Raw genomic sequence first — 20,152 nt, 5'->3', positions numbered from 1 at the left:
GAGGAGTCCGGGAAAATGCCGCAGGACGTTCGGTTCGACATCCCCTTCACCACTCCGGTCAGCGAGCACTTGGAGTACGCGCGGGAGCAACACCTGCGCTGGGTCCGGGAGATGGGCCTGGTGCGCAGCCAGGGAGGGTTCGAGGAGTACGAGAGCTGGGACCTGCCGCAAGCCGCGATACGTACGTATCCACACGCCTCGGCCGATGACATGGTCGTCCTGATGAACTGGTTCTCGCTCGCTTTCCTCTTCGACGACCAGTTCGACGCGGCACGGCCGGACCGGGCGGACCGGATAGCGGAGGTCTCCCGCGAGCTGATCGCCACTCCCCTGCGCCCGGTGGGCAGCAGGCCGCGTGTGGTCTGCCCCATCACGGTGGCGTGGGCGCAGGTGTGGGAGCAGTTGGCCGACGGCATGTCACCGGCGTGGCGCACGCGGTTCGCGGCCTCCTGGGGGCGGTTCCTGGTCGCGCACTCCGAGGAGGTCGACCTGGCGGCGCGGGGCGGGCGGCTCGGCCTGGAGGAGTACACGGCCTTCCGGCGGCGTACCGTCGGCATCCATCACAGCATCGACGCGGGCGAGCGCAGCCGCCGCTTCGAGGTTCCCGCGCAGGCGCAGGCGCATCCGCTGATGGTCGCGTTGCGGGACGCCGCCGCGGACACGATCGGTTTCATGAACGACATCCACTCCTTCGAGCGCGAGAAGCGGCGCGGTGACGGGCACAACCTCATCACCGTCCTCCAGCAGGCGCGTGGTTACGGCCTCGATGAGGCCGCCGCCGAGGCGATACGGATGACCGAGGAGCGGCTGCGGGACTATCTGCGCCTGGAGTCCGAAGTGCCCGTGATGTGCGCCGAGTTGCGGCTCGACACCGAGGAGCGCGCCTGGGTGCGGATGGGCGTGGAGGCCATTCAGCACTGGATCAACGGCAATTACGAGTGGGCCCTGGTCACGGGCCGCTACGCCGCCGTCAAGGACGGCCCGGCCGCGGCGGCGGAGGAGCGGGGGCGCGGGTCGCTGGACGACCTGCTGACCGTCTGACCGGCTGCCCCGGTGAGCGTAGGCCCTCGCAATACGGGCATACGCGCCACCGCCGCACCGGGCTGACCACGGAGGCCCCCCTCTCCGGCCCCTCAGTCAACCTGAAGGCTCAGGCAACCTGAGGTGTGAACTCCACCGGCAGGCGGTCGAGGCGGCTTTCCCAAGTGGACGCCGTGGACGTCAGCTCATCGGGCGCGGTCGCCAGCCGCAGCCCGTGCAGCCGGTGCAGCAGCACGTCGACGGCCGTCTCGATGATCGCCTGGCCCACGCCCTGCCCCGGGCACTCGTGCGAGCCGCCGCTGAACGCGAGGTGCGCCTTGTTGCCGTGCAGGGTCGTGGTGGTGTCGGGGCGGATCTCCGGGTCGAGGTTGCCCGCGGCGAGGCCGAGGACGAGCAGATCGCCTGCCTTGATCTGCTGGCCGCCCAGCTCCAGGTCGGCCGTGGCGAAGCGCCCCGGGCAGACGGCGAGCGGCGGGGTGTTCCACATGACCTCTTCCACGACCGCCGAGATGTTGAGCTGTCCGCTCACCAGACCGGCCATGTGGGAGGGGTGGGTGAGCACCGACTGGAGGACCCTCGCCAGCAGGTTGCTGGTGGTGGTGTGGGCGGCGATCAGGACGAGCCGCAGATGGCTGAGGATCTCGCCGTCGTCCAGGCCCGCCTGGTGGTGCAGGAGTCCGGTCGTGAAGTCCGATCCCGGCTCGGCGCGCTTGCGCTCGGCGAGTTCGGCGAGGATCGTCATGATCCGGTCGTTGTGCGCGACGGCCTCCTCGCCACCCTTGATGACCTGGGCGCAGGAGTGCGCGAGCCGGCGCCCCTCCCCCTCGGCGAGGCCGAAGAGGCGGGTGAGGACGAGCATCGGCAGATACTCGGCGTACTGCCCCACCAGGTCGGCGCTGCCCTCCGCCGCGAACGCGTCGATCTGCTTGTTCGCGAAGCGGGTGACGTGCCGCCTGATGCCGCGTCCGGCCGCTGCCTGGAGGTTGTCGGTGACGGCCGCGCGCAGCCTGCGGTGCGGTTCGCCCTCCTGGGAGACGCAGTCCGGGCGCCAGCCCACCATCTGCATCAGCGGGGAGGAGTCCTCGACCCGGCCCTCCTTCCAGTCCCGCCAGATCCGCGAATCGCGGGTGAACTGGCGGGGGTTCTCCAGGACGCGCCGGTTCTCCCGGTAGCCGAGGACGAGCCAGGCGGGCACGTCCCCTTCGAGCAGGACGGGCGCGACCGGGCCGTGCTGGTGGCGCAGGCGCTCGTAGATGCCGTGCGGGTCCTGAGACGCCTGCGGTCCGTAGAGGCGGGTGAGGGTGGAGCCGTGCCGGACCGGGCAGCCTCCGGCGGCCTCGGTCTCTTCGCTGTGGGGGCCGGTCGGGGTCGGGGCGTTCATCGGGACTCCAGGACGGCGGCGGAGCGTTCCTTGAGGTGGCGGATGAGGGCGATGAGCACATCGCGGCTGGAGGCCTTGTCACGGGCGTCGCACGCGACGATCGGGGTGTGCGGCGAGATGTCCAGGGCCTCCCGTATCTCCTCGACGGGGTGTTCCTTGGAGTCGGGGAAGACGTTGAGGGCGATGACGAAGGGCACGTCCTGGCGCTCCATCTCCTCGATGGCGCGGAAGCTGGAGGCGAGGCGGCGCGTGTCGACCAGCACGACCGCGCCGAGGGCGCCCTTGAAGAGGCCGTTCCACAGGAACCAGAAGCGTTCCTGCCCGGGGGTGCCGAACAGGTAGAGGACCAGCTGCTCGTTCAGGCCGATGCGGCCGAAGTCGAGGCTGACCGTGGTCTCCTGCTTGTCGGTGACGCCGATCAGATGGTCGACGTCGATGCTGGCCTGGGTCAGGGTCTCCTCGGTGGTGAGCGGTTTGATGTCGCTCACCGAGCGGACCATGGTCGTCTTTCCGGTTCCGAAGCCTCCGGCGATCATCACTTTGACCGAGCGGCTTCCGGCGGGCAGTGCGCCCGTCGCCGACGGCTGGTCGGGACGGTCAAAGCCTTTCAAGTCCACTGAGTACCTCCTCAAGGAGCGCGAGGTCCGGCCCGCGGCCGGAGGGGGAAGAAACCGGGATGGGGTCACGGGTCTCCACCCGGTCCGCCTCCAGCAGGTCGGTCAACAGCACCGCGAGAATGTTGAACGGCAGTCCGAGATGGGCGCCCAGTTCGGCCACCGACAGCGGATCGCGGCACCGGCGCACGATCTCCTCGTGCTCGTGCTGCATCCCCGGGACGTGCTCGTACTGCGTTCCGGGGGCGGGCGCGGTGCGGGCGCCGCGGGTGATGACGAGCGTCGCCACGTCGAGCCCGGCGGCGGGCCCGGCCGGTCCGCTGCGCCCGCCGGTCAGGACGTAGTAGCGCTCGAGACCGGACGGGTCCCTCGGCCGGTGGGGGCCACTCATCCAGGCTGCTCCTCCCGGCGCGGAGTGGTGCCGAGAAGCTCACCCATCCGCCGCGCCAGGTCCCTCATCTGGTGCCCGAGCAGCCCCTGGTCGAGCCCCTCCTTGGCGAGGACTCCGAGGTATGTCTCCACACCGGCCCGCACCACGAAGAGGTGCCCCCCGTCGACCTCGATCATCGCGAGGCGCAACTGGCCGCCGTACTTGGGGAATTGGGCGGCGACGGGCTGGGCGAGCGCCTGGAGGCCCGCGACGACGGCGGCGAACCGGTCCACGTCGTCGGGGTCCTCCGCCCCGTACGAGGTGATGGCTTTGCCGTCGCTGGAGGCCACCAACGCGAAGCGGATCTCCTGGATGGACTCGGTCAGGTCACGGAGCGCCCAGCTCACGTCGGTCTCGTGCTGCGTCATCGCTGGTCGCTCTCTTCGGTCCGGGGCTCTTCGGTCTCTCTTCCGGCGGTGGCGAAAGCCGCGAGGCCGGTGAAGGACGTGTCCGGCGGCACGACGGGCGGGGCGGTGGCCGCCGCCGGGGTGCCGGCCTCGTCCGGGGAATCTCCGCGTGGCCTGCTCCTGCGCCGCTTGGGCAGGCCGCCGGGGGTGGTCTCCGCGCCGGGGGCGGTGTCGGCCGCGGGGGCGGTCGCCCCGGACGCCTGTGGCGCGGCGTCCGTCTCGGTGAGGGCCGCCGGGGCGGGCGCCGCGCCGGCGGGGAGCCGACTGAAGTACTTGTGCGGCACGACCACGACGACCGAGGTGCCGAGCCAGGGCGAGTCGGCGAAGGTGACCCGGATCCCGTACTTGCGGCCGAGGGTGCCGACGACGCGCAGTCCGAGCTGGGCGTCCTCCGCGAGGCCCCCGATGCCGGGACCGGCGGCGACGCCTTCGAGGGAGTCGAGCGCGAGCTGCTTCTGCTCCTCGCTCAGGCCCTTGCCCGCGTCCTGGATCTCGATGCCGACGCCGTTGGGCACCTCCTTGCCCGAGACGATCACGGGCTCGGTGGGCGGCGAGTAGCGTGCCGCGTTGTCCAGGAGGTGGGCGAAGATCAGCGTGAGGTGGTCCACCAGGCCGCCGTCGACGCCCAGTTCGGGCAGTTGGCGCACCTGGACGCGGTCGAAGTCCTTGATGCGGCCGATGCCGCCGCGCACGACGCTGAGCAGGCGCTGCGGTTCCTGCCACTGCCGGCCGGGCCGGTCCGTGCCGCCGAGGACGCCGATGCTGGCGGCCAGACAGTCGGCGGGGCCGATCGCCTGGTCCAGTTCCATGAGGCCCTGGGCGACGGCGGGTGAGCGGCCGTGCTCGCCCTGCATCTCGTGGAGGCGGCCGCGGATCTTGCCGGTGAGCACGTGCAGGCGGCTGCCGATGCTGATGACGGCCTGTTCGGCGGAGGTGCTGCGGTTGAACTCCTCCTCGACGGCGATCAGTCCGGTCCGCAGGACCTTGCGCAGCTCCTGCCGGAACTCGGACGAGACGTCGCTCTCCTGGGCCAGCGGGGGGAGCACGTCGTCGATGGCCTCGCCGGATCGCAGGCCCTTCAGGGCCTCGGGCAGGAATTCGTCGCCGAGCCGGGCGAGCAGTTCCCGCTGGCGGTCGACCCGCCGCTGCCAGGTCTCGGTCTCCTCGGCCAGCCGGGCCTGGAGGGCGGCACGCTCGGTGCCGAATTCGTGCTCCAGGGAGGCCACGTGGTGCTGCCACTGCCGGGAGTGGCTCATCAGCGCCGACTGGGCCTGCTCGGCGGCGCGGCGCAGCTCGTCTCTGGAGCGCAGCAGGAGCCGCACACAGTAGGTGGCGGCTGCGGTCATGCCGAGGCCGACAAGCAGGACGGGTATTCGGGCCTCGTCGGGCCCGGCCACCGCGGCGGCGAAGGTGCCCGCGCCTAAGCCGAGCGGCAACAGCCACCAGGCGCGCCAGGCCCGTGGCTCCCGGGCCGCCGCCGGTGGCGGAGTGGCTAGTTCCATCTGCATCCTCAAACCAACGCGCTCGAACGGGAGACAACCGGATACGGAAGGCCGCGCAGGGCGGCGACACAGCGCGGTGCGGCGGATCGCGATCGCGTCAACACGCTGTGCCACAAGGGAGCTTATAGGGTTGGAGGGGATGTGGATCAACCTGGTCCGGCATCGACTACGGGCCAGTAGTGATCTTCGTTACCGCGTCGAGGGGCGCTTGTGCCCGGGATCCAGGCGGTAGTCGGGACAGTCGCGGTTCTGGCACGCGCCCGGGCGCCACACGGGAACGAAGACCGCGAGCGTCTTGTGGCGGTGGATGGCGGCGGGCACGGACTTCTTGCAGGTCGGACACGCAAAGGCGTCGACCTCGCGCTTGATTTTGACCATATCTTTACGATATGCCCGAAATAGCCCGTCGGGAAGTCCTGGTGCGCTGGGCCCTCGGATCGCGGACCGCCTTCACGGTTGCGACCCGCTCTTTTCGGGGGCCGGCCGTCTGATGCTGAGCACCACGGAGACCGTCAGTACGACGACGATCACCGCGAGGCTGAGCGGGGAAGGGATCTCCGGGATGTCGGAGCTGATCATCTTGTGGGAGGCCTGGAGGATGAGCTTGACGCCGATGAAGCCGAGGATGACCGCCAGGCCCTTGCTCAGGTAGTGGAAGCGGTCCAGGAGCCCCGCCAGCATGAAGTAGAGGGCCCGCAGGCCGAGGATCGCGAAGGCGTTGCTGGTGTAGACGATGAACGCGTCGTCGCTCACCGCGAGGACGGCCGGCACGCTGTCCACCGCGAAGATCAGGTCGGCCGCCTCGATCGCGGCGACCACGGCGAGCAGCGGGGTCGCCACCCGCCGGCCGGCTTCCCTGACGAAGAACTTCGCCCCGGCGTACTCGTCCCGCACCGGGATGAGCTTGCGCAGCATCCGTACGGCGAAGCTCTTGCCCGGGTCGAAGCTCTCCTCCTCGTCCTTGAGGAGCTTGTAGGTGCTGTAGAAGAGCACGGCCGCGAAGGCGAAGAGGACGGCGGTGAAGCGGCTGACCACGGCCACGCCGAGGGAGAGGAAGATCCCGCGGAAGACGAGGGCGCCGATGACCCCGAAGAAGAGCACGCGGTGCTGGTAGGCGCGGGGGACCTTGAAGTACGCGAAGATCACGGCGAAGACGAACAGGTTGTCGACCGAGAGGCTCTTCTCCAAAAGCCAGGCGGTCGTGTACTCGGTGCCCGCGGTCGTCCCGAGGACGAGGAAGACGACCGCGCCGAAGATCAGGGCGAGGCTCACCCACAGGGCGCTCCAGGCCGCCGCCTCCTTGAAGCCGATGACGTGCGCGGTGCGGTGCGCCAGCAAGTCCACCGCCAGCGACACGATCACGGTCGCGGCGAACGCCCCCCACAACCAGAGCGGGACCTCAAGCATGCCGAACACCCTCGCCGTGGCCGACGCCAAGTGCGCCGGCCCTTACTCAGCAGTGTCCGGCATCGCGCCCGCAGCGGCACGCGGAGCGGACGGGACCGGTGGGCGGCACGGGGAGCGTGCGGGCCGGGTGCCTACCAGGTGCTCTCGTAGTACTTCACCCGCTCGTCCGCTCCGACGTGCCGCATGCCCGCCGAGGCCATGACGCGCTGCGACGCGATGTTGTCGAGGTCCGCGTCGCCCTTCACACAGGTGACGCCGCGCTCCCGGGCCATGCGGAGCAGTTCGCGCAGGGCCTCGACGGCGTACCCCTTGCCGCGGGCCGCGGGGATCAGGCCGTATCCGATCGTCACGGTCCCCTCGGCGTCCGGCGGCCGGTTGAAGCCGAGACTGCCGATGACGCGGCCGCCCTCGCGCTCGCGTATCTCGTAGTCCCCGAAGGGCTGCGGGTTGCCGGTCCGCGCGCAGTGGCCGAGGAAGTCGACCGCCGATTCCACGTCGCCGTCGGTGGGGTATCCGGGCCCCCACCGCTCCCCCTCCGCGGGCGTGCCCGCCACCACGCGGTGCGCCCCTTCGACGCTCATCGGACGCAACACGAGCCGGGCCGTCACAAGATCTTCCATGGCACATGGAGGTACCACGCGGGGCAGACCGGTCGCACGTGAATTACCGCTCGGCCCGTCCGGGACCCACCTCCTCCAGGGCCTCGGTGAGCGCGGTGAAGAAGCGGGCGTGTTCCTGGGCGCTGGGCGGCAGTTCGGGGTTCCAGGGCAGGGTTCGGACGCCGTCGCCCAGGGCCTCACCGAGGTCGGCCGCGTTGGAGCGTACGTCGGTCAGCACGAGGTCCGGCTCCAGCGCGGCCGCCTCGGACCAGGTGGTCGTGGACCAGTTGGCGCCCTGGCCGGGAGCGGGGTCCACGAGGCCGACGCCGAGTCCGGTGAGCGCGGCGAGGTCGGGCCAGGCGTAGGGCCTCGCCAGGTGGACGGAGTCGGGCCCCGCCGGTGAGAGGGCGAGCACCCGCGGGCGTACGGGTCCTTCCGCCGCTTCGCTCAACCTGCGTTCGGCGGCGGCGAGTTCGGCCTCCGCTTCGGGACGGGCGGGGGCGCCGAGCGCGCGGGCAAGAGCGGTGAGGCGGTCCCGGATCCCGGCGAGGCTGCGGCCCCGGCCGACGTCGAGCACGGCGACGGGGACCCGCTCCTCCAGGTGTTTGGCGGCCTCCGGATCGATGCCGTAGACCTGGCCTCCGCCATAGGTGAGCGCGACGACGAGATCGGGCCGTGCGTCGAGGAGCGCCTCCAGGTCGAGCGCGGACCCCGCTCCGAAGTAGGGCAGGCCCGCCAGGGGGAGGCTGCCCGCCTTGGCCGGATCCGGTACGGCGGGGTCGTCGTGGGCGGAGCCGAAGACGCCTGCCGTACGTATGCCGTGGTCGTGGAGTGCGGCGGCCGTCGGCACGTAGGCGACGAGCCGCGCCGGGCGGTGTGGGGCCCTGATCAAATGGTCCCGGTCGTCGGTGAACTCCCAGTCCTGGACCGTGTCGTGTGCCATGATCTCCGACTCCTCCCGCTCCCGGTGCCGCACTGCGGCCCGCCCCTGCCCTGGCCTGCTCCGGCGCCGGTGCGTGCCGACGCCGGGCTCCTCCCCGCCGGTGCCGACGCCGGTCCGTGCCGGCGCCGGTCTGCTCGGCCGTGGCTCTTTTCCGTCGGGTCGCTTTTGCGCCGTGGCCGTCCGCTGCTACCTGCCCGGGCGCGCCCCGGCGTACACGGGGGCGGGCGAGCGGGCTTGCCCCGGGTCTGTGCCGCGAGTTCCGGTACCGGTTCGGCGCGCTCAGCCTCGTGCCACCGGCCCGGCCGCCGTGGGCCGTTCGGCGTTCCCGGCCGACGCCCGCGCCGCCACCCAGCCCGCCGCCACCGCCAGCAGCCCGCCCACCTGCAACACGGCGAGGACGATCACGCCCGTACGGAACCCCCGTGCCCCTCCCTCGCCGAGGCCGTACGCGAGGGACGCGATCGCCGGGCCCACCGTGAACGCCAGGGTTCGAACCGTCGCCCCCACGCCGCCACCTGTGCCGATCATGCCCGGCGGGGTCGCGGCCAGCATCGCCGTGTTGTTGGGGGCGCCGAACACGCCCTGCCCGAACCCGATGACCGCCAGCCGCCAGGACAGGTCCGCGAGGCCCGCGTGCGCGTCCAGGGACAGGGTCGACAGCAGCCCGGCGAGAGTGAGGGCGCCGCCGAGCCCGGCCACCAGGTGGGGCGGGTGGCGGTCCGTCAGGCGGCCGCTGAGAGGCGAGCCCACGGCGATCCCCCCGACGAAGAAGATCATCGCGAGGCCGATCAGCTCGGCACTCGCGTGCAGGACGTCGGCGACGAAGAACGGCAGCAGGAAGAGCGAGAGCCCGACGAACGTGCCCGTCAACTGCAAGGAGAGCAACGGCAGTCCGAACGCGGGCCGCTTCACCAGGGCGACGATCGGCTTCGACGACCGCAGCCGCGTCCACACCACCGCGAGCCCGGCCGCGACGGCCGCCAGCGCCCCGGCGGCGTAGGCCGCGCCGCTCTCGATCCGGTCGAAGGCGAGCAGCAGCGCGGTGACCGCGCCGCCGAGGACCAGGACATCGGTGAGCAGCGTCCGGTCGGGCGCGGGGAGCCCGCCGCGACCGCGCGGGAGCATCCGCGCACCGAGCCACCACACCACGAGCAGCACCGGGAGCTTGATGAGGAACACCGGCCGCCAGCCGTACGCGTCGGCGACGAAGCCGCCCAGCGAGGAACCGGCCATCGAGCCGAGCGGCATGATCGTGGCGACGTATCCGAGTGCCCGGCCGCGCAGCCTCGCCGGGACGCTCGCCGCGACCACCGGCATGTAGATGGCGACGACCATCGCGCCCGTCGCGCCCTGGAGGACGCGGGCGACCAGGAGCACCCAGAGGGACGGCGCGAGCGCGGCGAGCACGCTGGTGAGGCCCACGGCGGCGACGGCGGTCAGGAAGACGAGCCGGGTGTCCGCGCGGTCCACCCAGCGTCCCGCGGGGATCGCGAGCGCCGCGGTGGGCAGGGCGTAGGCGAGGATCACCCACTTCGCCGCTCCGCTGCCGACGTCCAGCTCCTGGCCGATGGAGGGCAAGGTGACCGCCGACAGGCTCATCTCCAGGGAGACCATCAGCATGGCCAGGGCCATGACGACGACGGGACCCCAGCGCGGGATGTCAACTGCGTCGTCGTAGCTCTTCGTTGCGGCTGTGTTCGTCATGGGGGCGACCGTACGAAGGGTGATCCGTTCGCCGCCTCTGTCGGATGACCGGGGTGTGCTCCACCGGTCGGCCTAGTCCCCGGGCAGGTACCGATCCCGGTCGTACGACAGAGGCGGTGACCGGGGTCGGGTTCGTAACTTCGTCGGTGTCACAAGCCGCGTCACCTAGCCGAGGAGGCAGACATGAGCAACACCCAGCAGACCCTGACCAACGAGCGTGCCGAGAGCAGCGGCGGGAGCCGGCGGGACGAGCGCCTGAAGGTGGCCGTCATCGTCGCAAGCACCCGTGAGGGCCGCTTCGCGCCCACCGTCGCCGACTGGTTCAGCGCGCAGACCGCCCAGCGCGACGACCTGGACGTGGACGTGATCGACCTGGCCGAGGCGCGCCTGCCGGACGGGCTCTCCGAACAGCGCGGGCCCGAGGTCTCCGGGATCACCCCGCGGCTCGACGCGGCCGACGCGTTCGTGATCGTCACGCCGGAGTACAACCACAGCTTCCCCGCGACGCTGAAGACCGCGATCGACTGGCACTACGCCGAGTGGCGTGCCAAGCCGGTGGGCTTCGTCAGCTACGGCGGGATGGCGGGCGGTCTGCGCGCCGTCGAGCAGCTGCGGCAGGTCTTCGCCGAGCTGCACGCGGTGACGGTGCGCGACACCGTCAGCTTCCACGGCGTGTGGGACTGCTTCGACGACTCCGGTGAGCTGCGCGACCCCACGGGGCCGACCGCCGCCGCGAAGACGATGCTCGACCAGCTCGCCTGGTGGGGCCACACCCTGCGCGAGGGCAAGACCGTCCGCCCCTACGCCGCCTGAACCCCGCTCCTCCTCCCCTTCTGCCAGCAGGAGTTGACCACCATGCATGCCATACGTCTGCACACCTTCGGGCCCGCCGAGAACCTCACGTACGAGGAAGTCCCCGACCCGGTGCCGGGGCCCGGCCAGGTACGGATCGCCGTCGGGGCCGCCGGGGTCCATCTGCTCGACACGGCGTTGCGCGAGGGCGCCGCCGACCAACTCCCCTTCGCACTTCCCGAGTTGCCGCTGATCGTGGGCCGTGAGGTCGCGGGCGTGATCGACGCGGTCGGTGACGGCGTGGACGAGTCCTGGCTCGGGCGGCGGGTCGCCGCGCACCTGGGTCTGGTCAACGCGGGTTACGCCGAGTTCGCCGTACGCGAGGCCGATGCGCTGCATCCGCTGCCGGACGAGGTCGCCTTCGACACCGCCGTCGCGATGGTCGGCACCGGCCGGACCGCCCTGGCGATCGAGCACCTGGCCGAGTTCACCGCGGACGACGTGGTCCTGGTGACGGCGGCCGCGGGCGGCGTCGGGACGCTTCTCGTGCAGGCCGCGAGGAACGCGGGCGCCACGGTGGTGGGAGCGGCCGGCGGCGCGGAGAAGGTGGAGCGGGTGCGGGCGCTGGGCGCCGACGTGGCCGTGGACTACGACGACCCGCGGTGGCCCGAGCGCGTCCGTGACGCGCTGCGGGGCCGCGAGGTGACGGTGGCGCTCGACGGGGTGGGCGGCAGGCCGGGGCGTGACGCGCTCGAACTGGTCGGTTTCGGCGGGCGGTTGCTGCTCTTCGGCTGGTCGGCCGGTTCGGTCACCGAGCTGAGCGCGCGGGACCTGTTCGACCGTCTCCTGGAGGTCACGGTCGCGCTCGGGCCGCGCCTGCTGAAGGTGCCCGGCGGGCTGCGGGCCGCGCAGGACCGGGCCATCGCGGAGGCGGCCGCCGGACGGCTGCTGCCCGCGGTGACGCGCTTCCCGCTGCGGGAAGCGGCGGCGGCGCACCGGGCGCTGCAGAACCGCGAGACCGTCGGCAAGGTCGTCCTGGTCCCGTGAAGGCGGGCGCGGCCTGGCGCGCCTTCCTCAACCCCGCCGCCCCACTGGGCGTCACCTGTCGCAACGTACGTAGGAATTGTCGTGAGTGCGAAGCAAGGAACTGCCATGAAGATGACCGCCGCCGCCCTGTCGGCCTACGGTCCGCCCGAAGTGCTGCGGCCCATGGAGCTGGCCGTGCCCGAGCCGGGCCCCGGTGAGGTGCGGATACGGGTGAGGGCCGCCGGGGTGCAGCCGTTCGACCTGAGGGTGCGGGAGGGGTGGACGCCGCCGGGTGCCGAGCCGGGGTTCCCCCTCGTGCCGGGCAACGAGTTCGCCGGGGTGGTGGACCGGATCGGCGAGCGGGTCGCCGACTTCGCGCCCGGCGACGAGGTGCTGGGATACGGCCTGCTCGGCGGGTACGCGCAGTACGTCTGCGTCCCCGCAGAGCAGCTGGTGCACAAGCCCACCGCGATGCCGTGGACGGTCGCGGGCGGCTTCTCGGGCAACGGTCAGGGCGCCCACCTGGCGCTGTCGCAGCTGCGGGTGGGCCCCGGGGACACGGTTCTGATCGGCGCCGCGGCCGGCGCGCTCGGCACGTTCTCCGTGCAGTTGGCGCGGGCCTGGGGCGCCACGACCGTCATCGGCACGGCGAGCGAGCGCAACCACGACCATCTGCGGGCGCTGGGGGCGATCCCGGTGACGTACGGGGAAGGGCTCGTCGAGCGGATCCGTGCCGTCGCGCCCGACGGCGTGGACGCGGCGCTCGACGCGGCGGGCCCGGAGGGGCTGCGCGCCGCCGTGGCGGTGGCCAAGGACCGCACCCGGGTGGTGACCATGGTCGCCACGGAGGAGGCGGCGCGTCTGGGCCTGCCCGACTGGGGCGGCACCCGCTCCGCCGCGCGCCTGGCCGAGCTGACCGCGCTGTACGAGAAGGGGGCGCTGGACGTGCGTCTACGCGCGACGTTCCCGCTGGAGCGGGCGGCGGACGCGCACCGCCTGGTGGCCACCGGGCACGGGCGTGGCAAGGTCGTCCTCACCGTCGACTGAACGAAGTCGCTGGTGGGACGTAGGGTCTGGCCCATGGAGTTGTACGGGAGGGAAGACGAACTCGGCGTCATCGACCGGGTTCTTCAGGGGGCGCGACAGGGCCGCAGCGCGGCGCTCGTCGTGCGCGGCGAAGCCGGGATAGGCAAGTCCGAACTGCTGGCGCACGCGGTCGCCGCGGCCCGCGCCGAGGGACTGCGGGTGCTGCGGGCCACCGGCACCGACTCGGAGAGCGAACTGCCCTTCGCGGGGCTGCATCTGCTGCTCGGCCGGGCGGCGGACCGCGTCGGGGAGCTGCCCGAGCGGCAGGCGCGGGCGCTCGGGGGCGCGCTGGGGCTCGGGGACGCGCTGAGGCTCACGGACTTGGCGGGCGGTTCGGCCGGCGCGGCGGCGGGCCTTGACCACCCGCCCGTGGAAGCGAGCGGCGGGGACCGGTTCCTGACCGGGCTCGCCGTGCTCACCCTGCTCGCCGATCTCGCCGAGGAGCAGCCGCTGTTGTGCGTCGTCGACGACGCGCACTGGCTCGACAAGGCGTCGGCCGAGGCGCTGCTCTTCGCCGCCCGGCGCCTGGACGCCGAGGGTGTCGTCATGCTGTTCGCCGCGCGGGACACCTACGCGCCGCCGTTCCCCGCGCCGGGCCTGGACGAGCTCCGGGTGGGCGCGCTCCCCGATGCCGCCGCCCGGGAGCTGCTCGCCGAGCACGCCGCCGATCTGCCGCACCACGCGCGCGTGCAGATTCTCGGCGAGGCGGCGGGCAACCCCCTGGCGCTGCGGGAACTGCCCGTGGCGCAACGGGAGGGACTGGCCCACGACACCACGCCGATCAGCGGGCACGCGCGCGTGCAGCGGACCTTCACCGACCGCATCTGCGGGTTGCCCCAGGGCACCCGCACGGTACTGCTCGTCGCCGCCGCGGAGGCCACCGACGACCTGGCGGTCATCGCGTCCGCGGCCTCCGCGCTGGGCGCCTCGGTCACCGACGTGGAACCGGCCGAACGCAAGGACCTGGTGCGCGTCACCGAGGGGCGTCTGGTCTTCCGTCACCCACTGATCCGCTCGGCCGCGTACCGGAGCGCACCGCTCGGCGACCGGCTCGCCGCGCACCGGGCACTCGCCCACGCGCTGCCGTGCGTGGGCAACATCGACCGGCGCGCCTGGCATCTGGCGGCGGCCACCACCGAGCCCGACGAGTACGTCGCCGCCATCCTGGAGGAGACATCGGAGCACGCACGTGCGCGTGGCGGCTACACGGCCGTGGCCGCCGCCTGCGAGCGTTCGGCGCTGCTGAGTCCCGACTCCCGCGACCGCGTCCGGCGTCTGGCGCTGGCCGCGCACGCGGCGGCCGCCGCAGGGGAGGGCCCGCGCGCCGCCGACCTCGCGACACGGGCCGCCCCGCACATCACCGATCCGCTGCGCCGCGCCGAACTGGTCAAGGTGCGGGCCGCCGTCGCCCGTGAGCAGGGGCGCCTCGAAACGTCGTACACCCTCCTCGGTGAGGGCGCGGCCGCGGTCGCGGCGGTGGCCCCGGGGGCCGCGGCGTTCATGCTCTACGAGGCGGTGACGGCGGCCTGGCTGGGCGGTCCGCGCTCCGCGGTGTCCGAACTGACCGCCCGCCTCGCCTCGTTGGAGCTGCCCCGGAGCGCGGACACGGCGCCCTTCGTCGACGCCGCGCTGGCCCTGGAGCAGCTCGCCGCGGACGACCCGAAAGCGGCACTGCCCGCGCTGCGCGGCCTCGTCTCGGGCCTCGACGGGCAACACGCGGGGCTCGACCTGCGCGAGCGGCTGTCCATCGCCGCCTGGGCGTTCTCCACGGGCGACCTGGAGGCTGGGCACAAGCACTTCACCGCTCTGGAGCAAGAGTGCCGCTCGCAGGGGGCGATCGGCATGCTCCCGCTGGCCCTGATGCTCCTGGCCCGCTCGCACACGCTCCTGGGCCGCCACCGCGACGGCCACACCGCCGCGTCCGAGGGGCTGCGCGTGGCCGAGGACATCGGCCAACTGCCGTACGTCGACCAAATCCGCGGAGTCCTGGCGCACTTGGCGGCCGTCGAGGGCGACGAGGAGCGCGTCAGGGAACTCGCGATCCGCGACGACGTACGGGCCGACCCGCCCTGCCTCGCGTGGGGCGTGGGCGCGCTCGGCCTGCTCGACCTGGGGCTCGGCCGCCCCGAGGCCGCGCTGCGGCGGTACGAGGAACTGCTCGACGGCCCCGCGCGGCACGCCGTGAGGGTCCTCTACTCCCTGCCGGACCTCGTCGAGGCCGCCGCCCGCGCCGGTGCCGCCGACCGCGCGTCCGAGGCCCTCGCCCGTTACGAGGCCTGGGCGGAAGCCACCGGTCAGGAGTGGGCCGACGCGATCGCGCTGCGCTGCCGGGCGCTGCTCGCCCCGGAGGAGCGGGCCGGGGAGCTCTACGAACGGGCGGTGCGGCTGCACCACGGCGAGGGCCTGCCCTTCGAGCGGGCCCGCACCGAACTGCTGTACGGCGAGTGGCTGCGCAGGGCGGGCCGCCGCACCGAGGCCCGCGTCCCGCTGCGCGGCGCGGCCGACGCCTTCGAGAGCCTGGGCGCCGGGCCGTGGGCGGAGCGGGCCCGCTCCGAACTGCGGGCCACCGGCGAGTCCCGCCCCGCGGCCACCCCGGCGGGCGACCGCTTCAGCGCGCTCACCCCGCAGGAGCTGCAGGTGACACGCCTGGCGGCGGCGGGTCTGAGCAACCGCGACATCGGGGCGCAGCTGTTCCTGAGCCCGCGGACGGTGGGCTATCACCTGTACAACGCCTATCCGAAGCTGGGGGTGGCGTCGCGGGGCGAACTGGCGCGTCTGAGCGAGCGGTTGCCGGCCTAAGAGGGCGGGCGGCGGCTGCCTAGGGGGCGGGCGGCGGCTTCTTCACTTCCCCTCGGGGACCAGGAATTCGCGGAGGTCCACGACGCCGTAGCCGTGCGCGCGGACGGCGTCGAGGATCTGGGGCAGTGCCTCGGCGTCGAGCACGGTTCCGTCGCTCGCGCTGCCGACGTGCATCTGGATGAGCGCGCCCGGCGCGAGGGCGGCGACGGCCCGCCCGACGACTCGCTCCACGGTCATGCCGCCGCCCGGGCCGAGGTAGCCGTTGGTGTCGACGGTGAACTCGATCGCCGCGTACCCGAACCTGTTGACGTCGGCGACCGTCTCCGGCGTGGTGTGGCTGAAGGGGAAGCGGAAGAACGGCAGCGGTTCGGTCCGCGCCGCCTCCCGGATCGCGGCGTCCGCGCGCCGCACCTCCCGCTCCCGCTGCGCGCTGCTGATCCGGTCGAAGTACGGGTGGGTGTCGGAGTGGTTGCCGAGCCCGTGCTCGGCGCCCATGGCGCGCACGGCCCGGGGGTGGGCCCTGGCGAACCGGCCGGTCGGGAAGAAGGTCGCCGGGAGCCGCCTGCGCCGCAGCTCGGTCAGGACGGTGTCGAGTCCGCTCTCGTTCCACGCGGCGTTGAGGGTGAGGGCGACCACGCGGCGCGAGGTGGGCAGCCGCCGGATCTCCTTCCCCAGGAGCGAGGCAGCGGGCCGGGGCCGTGCCGCCGCGGCCGGTCCTGCCGCGCAGGGCACGAGCCCCGCGGCCAACAGCCCTGTCAGGAGGGCACGTCGTGTCGCGTTCATCTTCCGAGTCTGCGCGGATACGCCGTCCCCTCGGGCTCAGCCCGCGCCGCGCGCCCGGGTGATCTCAAGGAACTCCCAGCCCGGCGATCATCGTATTAAAGTGACCGCCGGAATGGCTGCCCTGTAGGGCACGGGGCGCTGGACAGCAGGGTGGGACGGGAGCCTGTCATGACGACCGCACTGATCATCGGCGACATCCAGCGGGGCATCACGAGTGGCTACCCGTTCGCCCGGAGTGTCGTGCCACCGCTCACCGAACTGATCCCGCGGGCCCGTGCGGCCGGTGTCCTCGTGGTGTTCGTGCACTTCGCCTTCCGGGACAACGGGGCGGACGTACCTCGGGGCAACGCCATGCTCAAGGCGTTCTACGAAACCGGGGACGCCTTCCACGAGGGGTCGGCCGGTACGGAGATCGCTCTGCCGGTCGCCGAGGAGGACGTCGTCGTCCTGAAACGCCGCGCCAGCGCGTTCGCCGGCACGGACCTCGACCTCGTGCTCCGCGCGCGCGGCGTCACCACCCTCGCGGTCGCCGGGGTGGCGACCAGCGCGATGGTGGCGGCGACCTGCTATGACGCGGCGGACCGAGGTTACGAGTTGACCGTGCTCCGGGACGGCTGCGCCGACGGCGACGCGGCGATCCACGACTTCTTCATGGACGCGGTCTTCCCCAGCCGGGGTTTCGGGGTCATGTCCTGCGCGGACTGGCCTGGGGAGTGACCCTTCGATCACCAGCTGGCAGCGGTCTCAGATCCAGGCCCCTTGGCAGGAGCCGGAGTTCACCTTCGCAGCCAGTGTCCCGCTGCCCGTGTCCATGTGGTGAGGAGTTCCTTGTCGCCCAGGACCTCGATGCCGTCCGCGGGGGTCGGGGTGCGGCGTTCGTAGAGGAGGAGCAGGAGGTCCGTGAGAGGGCCCCGTACCGCCGTGGTCGCCTTCTTGTGGGTGTGGCTCACCGTGACGGGGGCCGCGCTCAGGTCGATGAACCACTCCCCCGCCCCGTCGGAGGCGTCAGTGGCGTGGAAGTGGAGCGTGCGGCCAGGGCCAAGGAGCGCGTCATGTTCGGCCTCCGACGCGTAGGCCTGCGGCAGCGTGCTGAACCGCAGCCACTCGTCGAGGCCGTCGCGCGCGACATCGGCGTCCAGGGCGTACGTCCCGCCGGCCGCCGCGGTCGCGTCGAAGCGGTGGACGACCGTCTCGTACGTCATCCGGCGGGCCCAGACCAGCGGGGTGCCGCCCGGGGCAGGCGTCCAGACCCTGGCGTCCGGGCCTGCCTCGCGCAGCGTGTCCACGAGCCGGCCCGTGCTCTCCGTGAGCCAGGCGGTCAGCGTCGCGATGTCGTCGTCCGCGTCGGGCGTGACCTCGTTGACCTGATCGTCGGGGACGGGCGCGGTCGCCCGGGTCCGCACGATCGTCTCGGCCCAGCCGTGCGTGCCGCCGACGTGACGCAGCAGGTGGGCGAGGGTCCACCCAGGACAGCCAGGCACGGGCGCGGTGGCCTCCGCGCCGTCGAGAGCCGCGACCAACTGGGCGCTCTGCTCAAAGATCCGGGTGACATAGCGGTCGTACACCGCGCTGGGGCTCGGACGCGTCATGCCGTCACGGTAGACCACGGGTGGCAGCCGTGGGACGCGAGCCGCCGCCCGTGACCGTTCACGCCGACGCCGCCAGGAACTGCGTCGCCGCCAGCTCGCCGTAGAGCGGGTCCGCCGCCACCAGTTCGGCGTGCCTGCCGACCGCGCGTACCTTCCCCGCGTCCATCACCACGATCCGGTCCGCCAGCGTCACCGTCGACAAGCGGTGCGCCACCACCAGGACGGTGACCTCCCGGGACACCTCCGTCACGACATCCCGCAGCGCCAGTTCGTTGACCGCGTCCAACTGCGAGGTCGCCTCGTCGAGCAGGAGCAGACGGGGCTTTCTGAGCAGCGCCCTGGCGATCGCCACGCGCTGGCGCTCGCCGCCGGACAGCTTGGAGCCGCGATGGCCGACCACCGTCTCCAGCCCCTCGGGCAGCCGCTCGATCACTCCGTCGAGACGGGCCCGTACGAGAACGTCCCGCACCTCAGCGTCGGTGGCGTCCGGCGCCGCGAAGAGGAGGTTCTCGCGGACGGTGCCCGCGAGGACGGGCGCGTCCTGCTCCACGTATCCGATGGTGGCCCGGAGTTCGGCCAGCGGCCACTCCCTCACGTCCCTGCCGTCGACCAGGATCCGCCCGCCCGTCGCCTCGTAGAACCGCTCGATGAGGCCAAAGACGGTCGTCTTGCCCGCGCCGGACGGGCCGACGAAAGCCGTCATGCCGGGGCCGGGCACCTCGAAGGTCACGCCATGGTGGACGTAGGGGAGTTCGTCGCGGTAGCGGAAGGTGACGTCCTCGAAGGCCACCGAGGCCGGTCCGCCTGTACTGGCGGCGTCTGTCTGCCCCGGCGCGCCCCTCTCCCCTACCTCTTCCGTCTCTTCCGTCTCCAGTCGCTCCGCCTGCACGATCCGCGCGATCGCCGCCGAGCCGACCTGGTACTGCGACGCCGCGTCGACAAGGCGCGCCACGGGCTCGGTCAAATAGAAGAGGTAGAGCAGGAAGGCCACCAGCGTCGAGACGGTGATCGCGCCGGACGCGACCCGCGCACCACCGATCCCCAGCACCGCGAGGAACGACACCTGCACGGCCAGACCGACCGAACTCCCCGCCACCGCCTGCCACTTCGCCGACCGCACGCCGTGCCGCCACGCCTCACGCGCGGCCTCCTGTACCGCTTCCGTCTCACGCCGCTCGGCGCCGGAGGCCTTGACCGTACGGAAAGCGCCGAACGCCCGCTCAAGCGCGGTCGAAATCGTGCCGACCGCCTCCTGGGCGCGCCGGGTCGCCTGCGCGATCTTCGGCATGGCCAGCGATGCCGCGCCGCCGATCAGCACGATCACGCCGAACGTGACGCCGAGCAGTACCGGGTCCATCAGCCCCATCATGGCGATCGTCGCGAGGAAGGTGAGGCCGCCGGAGACCGCCGAGACCACGGACTGGGTCGTGACGGCCCGCAGCAGCGTGGTGTCCGAGGTGATCCGGGACATCAGGTCGCCGGGCTGGGTCCGCTCCACCTCAGTCAGGCGCAGCCGCAGCAGCCGCCCGATCAGGGTGCGCCGGGCGGCGAGCACCACGGACTCGGCGGTGCGCTCCAGGACGTACGACCCGACCGATTCGATCGCGGTGCCGACGATCACGAGCGCGCCGAGGAGCACCAGGATGCCGGCGATCGGCTCGTCGCCGCCGAGCCGGTCCACGAGCGTTTTGGCCGCGAGCGGCTGCGCCAGCGCGGTCATCGAGCCGGTGAGCGTGAGCAGGGCGCCGAGGGCCACGGCGCCGCGGTGCGGCCGGAAGTGGCGGTACAGGGCGCGCCAGGTCTCCTTGGCGGGCAGGCGCTCGGGTTCGGGGGCGGCCTTCGCGGTCTTGGCGGGGGCGGGGGCTGTATCGGTCACGTCTGGCAGGACGCGAGGGGGCGTGGTCCACCTGATCGGCGGGCGCGTGTCATTCCGGAGTCCATGAGGGGATCCCTACCCTTACGGAGATACGGCGATTCGCCGCCCGGCGTGATTCGGGTGCAGTGACGATTCCGCACGGATATTTCGCATAGTGCCTGCTCGCACAGCGC

The 20,152-nt window shown here is 72.6% G+C and carries 19 protein-coding genes; 6 read left to right on the top strand and 13 right to left on the bottom strand.

Translation table 11 applies throughout. The features are described 5' to 3' along the window. Positions 1–15: 15 nt before the first annotated feature. Positions 16–1,041 carry a 7-epi-alpha-eudesmol synthase gene (locus DMA15_RS35435; protein WP_125516811.1) on the top strand — a complete coding sequence of 342 codons (1,026 nt, stop codon included), beginning with the start codon at positions 16–18 and terminating at the stop codon, positions 1,039–1,041. A gap of 109 nt (positions 1,042–1,150) precedes the next feature. Here DMA15_RS35435 and DMA15_RS35430 read toward each other — a convergent pair whose 3' ends face one another. From DMA15_RS35430 to DMA15_RS35385, 10 genes are all read right to left on the bottom strand, one after another. Then, complete coding sequence (locus DMA15_RS35430; protein WP_125516809.1) at positions 1,151–2,422, bottom strand: cytochrome P450; 1,272 nt, start codon at positions 2,420–2,422, stop codon at positions 1,151–1,153. Next, positions 2,419–3,039 (bottom strand): ATP/GTP-binding protein, encoded by a 621-nt coding sequence (locus DMA15_RS35425; protein WP_125516807.1) that lies wholly within the window; start codon positions 3,037–3,039, stop codon positions 2,419–2,421. The genes DMA15_RS35430 and DMA15_RS35425 overlap by 4 nt, the downstream gene beginning before the upstream one ends. Continuing rightward, positions 3,020–3,427: a DUF742 domain-containing protein gene (locus DMA15_RS35420; protein WP_125516805.1), complete on the bottom strand. Its 408-nt coding sequence runs from the start codon at positions 3,425–3,427 to the stop codon at positions 3,020–3,022. The genes DMA15_RS35425 and DMA15_RS35420 overlap by 20 nt, the downstream gene beginning before the upstream one ends. Further along, a complete protein-coding gene (locus DMA15_RS35415) occupies positions 3,424–3,834 on the bottom strand; it encodes a roadblock/LC7 domain-containing protein (RefSeq protein WP_055703312.1) in 411 nt (136 codons plus the stop codon). The genes DMA15_RS35420 and DMA15_RS35415 overlap by 4 nt, the downstream gene beginning before the upstream one ends. Then, entirely contained in the window at positions 3,831–5,375 is a 1,545-nt protein-coding gene (locus DMA15_RS35410; RefSeq protein ID WP_164551893.1) for an ATP-binding protein, read from the bottom strand. The genes DMA15_RS35415 and DMA15_RS35410 overlap by 4 nt, the downstream gene beginning before the upstream one ends. 189 nt (positions 5,376–5,564) lie before the next feature. Beyond that, positions 5,565–5,753, bottom strand: coding sequence for a hypothetical protein (locus tag DMA15_RS35405; protein ID WP_125516801.1), 189 nt, complete (start codon positions 5,751–5,753; stop codon positions 5,565–5,567). 72 nt (positions 5,754–5,825) lie between these two features. Further along, positions 5,826–6,782, bottom strand: a complete 957-nt coding sequence (locus tag DMA15_RS35400) for a TerC family protein (protein WP_125516799.1) — start codon at positions 6,780–6,782, stop codon at positions 5,826–5,828. Between the two features lie 131 nt (positions 6,783–6,913). Beyond that, on the bottom strand, positions 6,914–7,402 hold the full coding sequence (locus DMA15_RS35395) for a GNAT family N-acetyltransferase (RefSeq protein WP_125516797.1): 489 nt from the start codon (positions 7,400–7,402) through the stop codon (positions 6,914–6,916). Positions 7,403–7,445: 43 nt separating this feature from the next. Then, positions 7,446–8,324 carry an ABC transporter substrate-binding protein gene (locus tag DMA15_RS35390; RefSeq protein ID WP_125516795.1) on the bottom strand — a complete coding sequence of 293 codons (879 nt, stop codon included), beginning with the start codon at positions 8,322–8,324 and terminating at the stop codon, positions 7,446–7,448. Between the two features lie 279 nt (positions 8,325–8,603). Next, positions 8,604–10,028, bottom strand: coding sequence for an MFS transporter (locus DMA15_RS35385; RefSeq protein WP_125516793.1), 1,425 nt, complete (start codon positions 10,026–10,028; stop codon positions 8,604–8,606). A 183-nt stretch (positions 10,029–10,211) separates the two neighbouring features. On the opposite strand from DMA15_RS35385, the gene DMA15_RS35380 reads away from it, so the two are divergent. The 4 genes from DMA15_RS35380 (at position 10,212) to DMA15_RS35365 (ending at position 15,731) form a co-directional block, all read left to right on the top strand. Next, positions 10,212–10,841: an NAD(P)H-dependent oxidoreductase gene (locus tag DMA15_RS35380; RefSeq protein ID WP_125516791.1), complete on the top strand. Its 630-nt coding sequence runs from the start codon at positions 10,212–10,214 to the stop codon at positions 10,839–10,841. Between the two features lie 42 nt (positions 10,842–10,883). Continuing rightward, positions 10,884–11,867 carry a zinc-binding dehydrogenase gene (locus DMA15_RS35375; RefSeq protein ID WP_125516789.1) on the top strand — a complete coding sequence of 328 codons (984 nt, stop codon included), beginning with the start codon at positions 10,884–10,886 and terminating at the stop codon, positions 11,865–11,867. 105 nt (positions 11,868–11,972) lie between these two features. Continuing rightward, positions 11,973–12,893, top strand: a complete 921-nt coding sequence (locus tag DMA15_RS35370; RefSeq protein ID WP_240660111.1) for an NADP-dependent oxidoreductase — start codon at positions 11,973–11,975, stop codon at positions 12,891–12,893. Between the two features lie 33 nt (positions 12,894–12,926). After that, a complete protein-coding gene (locus tag DMA15_RS35365) occupies positions 12,927–15,731 on the top strand; it encodes a LuxR family transcriptional regulator (RefSeq protein ID WP_125516786.1) in 2,805 nt (934 codons plus the stop codon). Positions 15,732–15,773: 42 nt separating this feature from the next. Here DMA15_RS35365 and DMA15_RS35360 read toward each other — a convergent pair whose 3' ends face one another. Then, positions 15,774–16,514: a polysaccharide deacetylase family protein gene (locus DMA15_RS35360; protein WP_125516785.1), complete on the bottom strand. Its 741-nt coding sequence runs from the start codon at positions 16,512–16,514 to the stop codon at positions 15,774–15,776. 168 nt (positions 16,515–16,682) lie between these two features. Here DMA15_RS35360 and DMA15_RS35355 point away from each other — a divergent pair, with 168 nt between their 5' ends. Then, a complete protein-coding gene (locus DMA15_RS35355; protein WP_125516783.1) occupies positions 16,683–17,231 on the top strand; it encodes an isochorismatase family cysteine hydrolase in 549 nt (182 codons plus the stop codon). 59 nt (positions 17,232–17,290) lie between these two features. Here the strand turns inward: DMA15_RS35355 and DMA15_RS35350 are convergent, their stop codons facing one another. Together DMA15_RS35350 and DMA15_RS35345 are read right to left on the bottom strand one after the other, a co-directional pair. Next, positions 17,291–18,103 carry a maleylpyruvate isomerase N-terminal domain-containing protein gene (locus DMA15_RS35350; RefSeq protein WP_125516781.1) on the bottom strand — a complete coding sequence of 271 codons (813 nt, stop codon included), beginning with the start codon at positions 18,101–18,103 and terminating at the stop codon, positions 17,291–17,293. Between the two features lie 58 nt (positions 18,104–18,161). Continuing rightward, positions 18,162–19,979, bottom strand: coding sequence for an ABC transporter ATP-binding protein (locus tag DMA15_RS35345; RefSeq protein WP_125516779.1), 1,818 nt, complete (start codon positions 19,977–19,979; stop codon positions 18,162–18,164). Positions 19,980–20,152 lie beyond the last annotated feature (173 nt).

This window comes from Streptomyces sp. WAC 01529, from assembly GCF_003945545.1.
In the GTDB taxonomy this organism is placed as follows: Bacteria; Actinomycetota; Actinomycetes; order Streptomycetales; family Streptomycetaceae; genus Streptomyces; species Streptomyces anatolicus.
This window is presented reverse-complemented; position numbering and strand designations above follow the sequence as displayed.